General features: G+C 38.9%; 8 protein-coding genes and 1 pseudogene. 8 read left to right on the plus strand and 1 reads right to left on the minus strand.

Features of this window, described 5'->3' with window-relative positions:
• The 3 genes and pseudogenes from Q0F90_RS06175 to Q0F90_RS06185 form a co-directional block, all read left to right on the plus strand.
• Nucleotides 1–324 (plus strand): annotated as a pseudogene (locus Q0F90_RS06175) (LemA family protein); the annotation flags it as partial.
• Between the two features lie 366 nt (nucleotides 325–690).
• Complete coding sequence (locus Q0F90_RS06180; protein WP_296004199.1) at nucleotides 691–1,506, plus strand: class I SAM-dependent methyltransferase; 816 nt, start codon at nucleotides 691–693, stop codon at nucleotides 1,504–1,506.
• 9 nt (nucleotides 1,507–1,515) lie between these two features.
• Nucleotides 1,516–1,845, plus strand: a complete 330-nt coding sequence (locus tag Q0F90_RS06185; RefSeq protein ID WP_009350996.1) for a nitrous oxide-stimulated promoter family protein — start codon at nucleotides 1,516–1,518, stop codon at nucleotides 1,843–1,845.
• Between the two features lie 53 nt (nucleotides 1,846–1,898).
• Here the strand turns inward: Q0F90_RS06185 and Q0F90_RS06190 are convergent, their stop codons facing one another.
• On the minus strand, nucleotides 1,899–2,177 hold the full coding sequence (locus tag Q0F90_RS06190; protein WP_296004200.1) for a glutaredoxin: 279 nt from the start codon (nucleotides 2,175–2,177) through the stop codon (nucleotides 1,899–1,901).
• A 192-nt stretch (nucleotides 2,178–2,369) separates the two neighbouring features.
• On the opposite strand from Q0F90_RS06190, the gene ilvB reads away from it, so the two are divergent.
• From ilvB to Q0F90_RS06215, 5 genes are all read left to right on the plus strand, one after another.
• Nucleotides 2,370–4,097, plus strand: coding sequence for a biosynthetic-type acetolactate synthase large subunit (ilvB, locus tag Q0F90_RS06195; RefSeq protein WP_296004201.1), 1,728 nt, complete (start codon nucleotides 2,370–2,372; stop codon nucleotides 4,095–4,097).
• 8 nt (nucleotides 4,098–4,105) lie between these two features.
• Nucleotides 4,106–4,618, plus strand: coding sequence for an acetolactate synthase small subunit (ilvN, locus tag Q0F90_RS06200; protein WP_060919632.1), 513 nt, complete (start codon nucleotides 4,106–4,108; stop codon nucleotides 4,616–4,618).
• A gap of 197 nt (nucleotides 4,619–4,815) precedes the next feature.
• Nucleotides 4,816–5,403, plus strand: a complete 588-nt coding sequence (locus Q0F90_RS06205) for a carbonic anhydrase (RefSeq protein WP_296004202.1) — start codon at nucleotides 4,816–4,818, stop codon at nucleotides 5,401–5,403.
• Nucleotides 5,404–5,434: 31 nt separating this feature from the next.
• Complete coding sequence (locus tag Q0F90_RS06210) at nucleotides 5,435–5,899, plus strand: hypothetical protein (protein ID WP_296004203.1); 465 nt, start codon at nucleotides 5,435–5,437, stop codon at nucleotides 5,897–5,899.
• An 85-nt stretch (nucleotides 5,900–5,984) separates the two neighbouring features.
• The coding region (locus Q0F90_RS06215) for a fibronectin type III domain-containing protein (protein ID WP_296004204.1) at nucleotides 5,985–6,625 on the plus strand (641 nt) is incomplete at its 3' end.

Here is a 6,625-nt window from a genome sequence, read left to right on the forward strand (position 1 = left end):
GTGGCATCTTTATTAGGCTTTAAACAAGCTCCATTCTTTGATCCAAATAATGAAGGTGCATTGGCTGAGTTTAGTGGTGCTGATCCAGAAGCGATTAAAGAGCTTGCTTTGAAAGGTCGCGATAAATTAAAAGAAACTACTGATAAAGTTAGCGAGTCCTTTGAGAAGAGAGAACAAGAGGCACAAGCTAAGAGAGAAGAACGCATTAGACAAGAGCGTGAAGCTGATAATAATGAGAGTGTAACGACTGGAGAGAAAACTGAATCAGAAGCTCCTAAAGCTGAAGAGGCATCTGCTCCAGTAGAAAAACAAGAAGAGAAATAATCATATACTCAATTGATGTATATGAGCAGATAGTATATAAAACTATTTGTAACACGAGAGATGAAAGACTCCACTCATGAGAGTGGAGTCTTTTGTTTATAAAAATGACACCTTAGATAGTAGTTATGTGAAAATATATATTTAATAATATCGAAATAATATAATAAATGTGATTTGAGTAACACATTTTATTTTGAGAATAATGTACAATAAGAATAGCTATATGAACATCTGAACCTCCTAGCTGGAACACTAGCATATAGGGGAGAGTTAAATTACATTGTAAATTTAACTGAGTGAAATTACTTATAACTTATATATCTATAGCTTGTACATGTATGTATGTAGCTAATTAGAGGGGATACTATGACAAATAAAATACAAGAGCTTACCGTCAACGAAGCTTGGCGAGATGAGCAAGATGCATGGAACCACCGTTCTGAGTACTTTGTAGAAATGCACAATCGTGAGGATCGGAAGGCTCAGGTTACTGAGTTTTTAGCTTACTTAAAGGATGAACAATTATTGCCTGCAGAGGGTGGTCGCACTTTAGATGTGGGCTGTGGTGTTTGTGACTATGCACTAGGTTTAGCTCGTGAAGGCTATGAAGCGACTGGTATCGACTTATCAGATGGTATGATTCGAGGTGCTAAACAATTAGCGGAGTCAGAAGGCTTAGATATTAGCCTATATATTGGACCTTGGTCTGACGAAACACGTCGTGAACTCGGTTGGGATAAGAGTTTCGACTTGGCTTATAGCATTTTCTGTCCTATCATGTTTGATGTAGAAAATATTCGTGCCATGCACGAAGCAAGTAATGATAAATGCTTGTGGATTGCTTTCAGCGAACGGAGCGATGAAATGGTAGATATGCTATCTGAACATTTCTTTGGTCGCGACTCATTCCCTTGGGATGGCAAGATGAAAGAGTGCTTAGAGGCTATCCATGAGATGGGACATAATGTGAAAGTAACGTATAAAACGGTTCCTGAAACAGAGGTTATGTCTCTTGAGAAGGCTGTTAATTACTTTACCATGCGACTCCATAATAATGGATGGGGCACGATGGAAGATATGAAAGAAGAAATTAGAAACCTCATTGAGCCACTAGCTATCGATGGTGAAATTCATAATAAGACCGTTGATAAGGTAGCTTGGGTTTCTTGGTCTGTGAACTAGGAGATTAACGTGACAGTTGATGAAAAACGGAAGTTAGAACTGAAAACTATGTACCAAATTATTGGCATCTATTGTCGTGATAAACACCATACGCCTAAAGGTGAACTATGCGAGGAGTGCCAAGACGTTTGGCATTATGCACAGCATCGTATCGATGCATGTCCACATATGGAGAGTAAAACCTTCTGTAGCGTATGTAAAACACATTGCTATGGACCAACGTATCGTGAAAAAATCCGTGAAATCATGCGATATGGTGGTCCTAGAATGTTATTTGTATCACCAATCCAAGTAATTAAACATATGTATCTTGAATGGAAAGACAAAAAAAGAGGCTAGCCTTTGCTAGCCTCTTTCTTAATGGTTTTATCACATTTTTATGTAATACTAGATTACGCGATTGCTTTGTCCAACACAGCTTTGATTAAAGCTTTTGTTTGTTCGTAGCTTTCACCAGGTTGAGCCTCGTATTGTTTATCGAGGTCGAACCATAAGTTTGGATAGTATTCATATGGATGAGTTTTGAAGAGCTCATGAGCGTCTTGATCTTCAACCCAGTTAATATGAATATCTGCGTATACAGGGTTTTCTGCAACGAGTTCATCGATAGCGCGGAATGCGTTTGCGCAGTAAGGGCAACCGATTAAGTGGAAACCTAAGATTTCTTTCATGTTACACAGTCCTTTCCAGACAGAATCAACACATACTTATATAATTTGAGATTTTATACATACTCATGTGCCACAAGATATGGTACACTACTGAGTATATCACATCTATATAAGATATTCAATTTTTTAGATATATCTAATGAGAATATTGAGAATGCAATATGCACGTATAACATAGATAAGGAGGCACCTATGATTTCAGGCGCACAGTATTTGGTAAAAGCCCTTCAAGAGGAGAAGGTAGAAATCTTATTTAACTATCCTGGGGCTGCTACTATCGATATTATGGATGAATTATATAAGCAAGATCAGGTAAAGGTTATTTTGCCACGTCACGAGCAAGCGTTAGCTCATGCCGCAGATGGCTATGCTCGTAGTACTGGTAAAGTAGGGGTATGTATGGTAACCTCTGGCCCTGGTGCTACCAATCTTGTAACAGGTATTGCTACTGCGTACGCAGATAGTGTGCCTCTCGTTTGTATTACCGGCCAAGTAGATTTAGGCCTCATGGGCAATGATGCCTTCCAAGAGGTGGATACTGTTGGTATCGTCCGCAATATTTGTAAATATGCTGTCACTGTGCGTGATCGTAAAGACTTAGGTCGCATTTTGAAAGAAGCTTTCTACATTGCTCGTACAGGTCGTCCCGGTCCTGTAGTTGTAGATATTCCTAAAAATATTCAAAAGACTATGGGCTCTGATGAATATCCTACAGAGGTTAATATTCGCGGTTATAAACCGAATATGGCTGTTCACGTAGGGCAAGTTAAAAAGGCTTGTTCCATTATTTCTAAGGCTAAACGACCACTGTTCTTATTAGGTGGTGGCGTAAGCATTAGTGGCGCCAACGATCTTATGATGGAATTAGTTGAAAAAACAGGTATTCCTGTGGTAACGACATTGATGGGGAAAGGTGCGGTAGATACTCGTCATCCACTATACCTAGGCAATGTAGGGATTCACGGTGGCTATGCACCAAATGTGGCGCTCACTGATTGTGATGTAATGATATCCATTGGTACTCGTTTCAATGACCGCATTACAGGCAAGTTGAGCACCTTTGCGCAAAATTGTAAGATTATCCATATCGACGTGGATGCAGCGTCCATCTCTAAAAATATTAAAGTAGATATTCCCATTGTAGCCGATGCTAAATTGGCTATTGAAAAACTTTTAGAATATATTGAGCCTCACGATCTTGGTGATTGGCCTAAACAATTGCAGCAGCTTAAAGCAGAACGTCCTGTTACACAAGCTGATGAAGAAGGGTTAACACCTCAAACTGTAATCGACTACATCAATAATCACTACGACCGCCCAATCGTTACTACTGACGTAGGTCAAAACCAATTGTGGACTACTCAATTCTTAGAGGTAAAAGGGCAACACCAAATGTTGACCTCTGGTGGTCTAGGAACTATGGGCTATGGATTCCCGGCTGCGCTAGGTGCTCAAATGGGTAATCCAGATAAGCGCGTATTTGCTATTTGTGGTGATGGTGGCGTGCAAATGAATATTCAAGAGTTTGCTACGGCTATGCATTACCGCTTGCCTGTGACGCTTATTGTTTTAAATAACGGCTTCCTTGGTAATGTACGTCAATGGCAACAATTATTCTACGATAAACGTTACGCTTGTACAAACTTGATGATGGATGAAAGTGCCATTGTTACGCGTGATGTAATCGACAATAATGAGTTTGAATATGTACCAGACTTCGTGAAATTAGCTGAAGCTTATGGTGCGAAGGCCATGCGCATTACTAAAGTTGAGGACATTGAAAAAGGGTTCCAATTGGCAGATACTTTCAAAAATGGCCCAACCTTACTAGAGTTCATTATTCCAACCGAGCTCAATGTATTGCCAATGGTACCAGCAGGTAAATCCTTAAGCGATATGTTATTGAAAGATAAAAAATAGGAGGGGCTATGGAAGTACAGATGAAAAAGCGCTGCATTTCAGCGTATGTAGAAAACCAAATCGGCGTATTGGCTAAAATTTCTGGCCTCTTTGCTGGTAAAAACTATAATCTAGATACATTGACGGTAGGGGAAACAGAAGATCCTACTATGTCTCGTATGACGATTGACCTTACTTGCGATGATTTGACGTACGAACAAATTATTAAGCAACTAAATCGCAGTGTAGAGGTTATTAAGGTTATCGACTTTACAGACATGCGAATTACGAAAAAAGAGTTACTGTTTATCAAGGTAAATAGTTGCAAGGAAGCAGATAAACAAGAAATCTTCCGTATTGCGCAAACCTTTGATTTGTTAGTAGTAGACTATAACCGTAAGTCTGTACTCGTACAATGTGTAAAGACCGTGTCTAAAAATAATGATATGATTGCCTTATTTAAAGATATGTTCGTCAATCGCATTGAAGTTGTGCGCGGTGGTAGTGTAGCTATTGAAGCTTTATCTACACCTGATAGATAAGCTCTAGTTAATATTATTCTAAATCTATTTTGCGCGAATAATAGTGTTAATTCTAAATCTATTTTGCAAGAATAATAGTGTTAAGCTTACTCGTGGTTTAGAACGTGTACAACTGGATATGATATAATATTTATATCGACCATTATTAATATAGAGACCTTGGTTGTGTGCCAAGGTCTTTTTATATAGGAGGTACTATGAGTTTATTAGATGATATTTTAGCCCACAATCGAGAATATGTAGAAGATCAAAATACAGGTTATGTAGACATTGATACTAAATGCAGTAAAATGCCAAGCCGCGAGATGGCTATCGTTACATGTATGGATACGCGCCTTGTAAACTTCTTAGAAGACTCCATGGATATTGGCCGTGGTGAAGCAAAGATTGTTAAGACGGCAGGTAACTGTATTACCGGTCCTTTTGATGGCATTGTACGTAGCTTACTCGTTTGTATCTATGAGCTAGGTGTAAATGAAATCTTTATCATTGGTCACCATGAATGTGGCATGGCTAAAACAACGGCTAAGAATTTGTCTGAAAAAATGTTAGCTCGTGGCATTGCACCTGAAGCGATTCACATGGTGCGAAAAGAAATGGAACGCTGGGCAGATGGCTTTACACATCCTGCTGAAAATGTAGAGGATACAGTAGACGAATTACGCATGAATCCTTTGATTCCTAAAGATGTGCCTATCCACGGTCTTATCTTCCATCCTAGAACGGGTGAAATCGAAGTCATCGTTAATGGCTATACACAAATGAAACAATATTACGAAAAATAGTAGGTAAATACTTTAAAAGAGGTATTGAGCATTGAGCAATATAGATAGATTAGATACATTTGAGGTAGCGTGTAAACATTTTTTCGAAGACTTTTCAAATTTTAAAGATCTTATTTCCACCCAAGTTCAATCATTAGATGGGCTAGAATGGTCATTTGAAAAGGGCTCGACAAAGGTCTGTAGTCCTGACGAAAAGGGCTTAAAAAAACGCTGTAAAGTTGGCATAAAATATAGTCTACTAGTTGAGTTATCTCAAATTGATGCTGAAACTATTTGGACGGAATTTAGTCGATTTTGGGGTGCCACTGCTTTAAATCAGCTTGAAAGAGTATGTAGCAATGAAGAGTTAGGGCGCTATCAATTTATAGCTAATAACTCTATAGGCGATGAGCTTATCTGTGATATCTATTTACCCAATGAATGGAACATACCGCAATTAAATATGTTAGGATGTATTTCTGCTAGATATAGAAAAGTAGATGTTCAAGACGTATAGAAAAATCATATTTGACTTAAAGTTAAGTTTAAGTTTTATAATGTGTTCATATTAGTACTTAATATATTTTACATAAAGGAACTATATGAATAAAAGTAAACTATTAAAAACAATTGTAGCTATTGCAGCATTGGCTGTACTAGTCACAGGTGGCTATGTATATAAAGATGCTATACATAGTCGTATAGCTCGGACAGCGGCTGTGGTGAGTGGCCAAGAGATAAAACCGCTCCTCGATTCTGAAGGTCGTTACATTCGACAAATCGTAGCTCAAGATAATAGCACGAGCCGTACGATTATGTGGCAATCAGATAGTAGTGAAGCTGATGCGGTAATAGAGTATCGTCTTGTTGGAGCTGATTCGACTCAAACGATAAGCGCTACTGATAAAGCTTTTACCGATGATGGCAGTACCACCTATATTCATGAGGGTACAGTAACTGGTTTGACGCCTAATACTAAATACGAATATCGAGTTGGTTATGGCAATGATCGCCGTAGTGATTGGTACTCGTTGGAAACTGCTGGCGCCAGTGTGTATGATGTTCTTATCTATCCAGATTCTCAGTCGGGGGATTATTCCGCGTGGGAAGAGATTGTAAAGGACTCAGCACATCGTAACCCTAGGACCGCCTTATATATTAGCATGGGGGACCTCGTAGATAACGGGGAACAAGCCTATCAATGGCGCACTTGGTTAAATTCCATCAGACCATTGAGTGCTAA

Source organism: uncultured Veillonella sp. (assembly GCF_934190855.1).
Lineage (GTDB): Bacteria > Bacillota > Negativicutes > Veillonellales > Veillonellaceae > Veillonella.

Coding starts and splice junctions, on each gene's coding strand:
- Q0F90_RS06180 (WP_296004199.1), top strand. CDS start 691: ATGACAAATAAAATACAAGAGCTTACCGTCAACGAAGCTTGGCGAGAT.
- Q0F90_RS06190 (WP_296004200.1), bottom strand. CDS start 2,177: ATGAAAGAAATCTTAGGTTTCCACTTAATCGGTTGCCCTTACTGCGCA.
- ilvB (WP_296004201.1), top strand. CDS start 2,370: ATGATTTCAGGCGCACAGTATTTGGTAAAAGCCCTTCAAGAGGAGAAG.
- ilvN (WP_060919632.1), top strand. CDS start 4,106: ATGGAAGTACAGATGAAAAAGCGCTGCATTTCAGCGTATGTAGAAAAC.
- Q0F90_RS06205 (WP_296004202.1), top strand. CDS start 4,816: ATGAGTTTATTAGATGATATTTTAGCCCACAATCGAGAATATGTAGAA.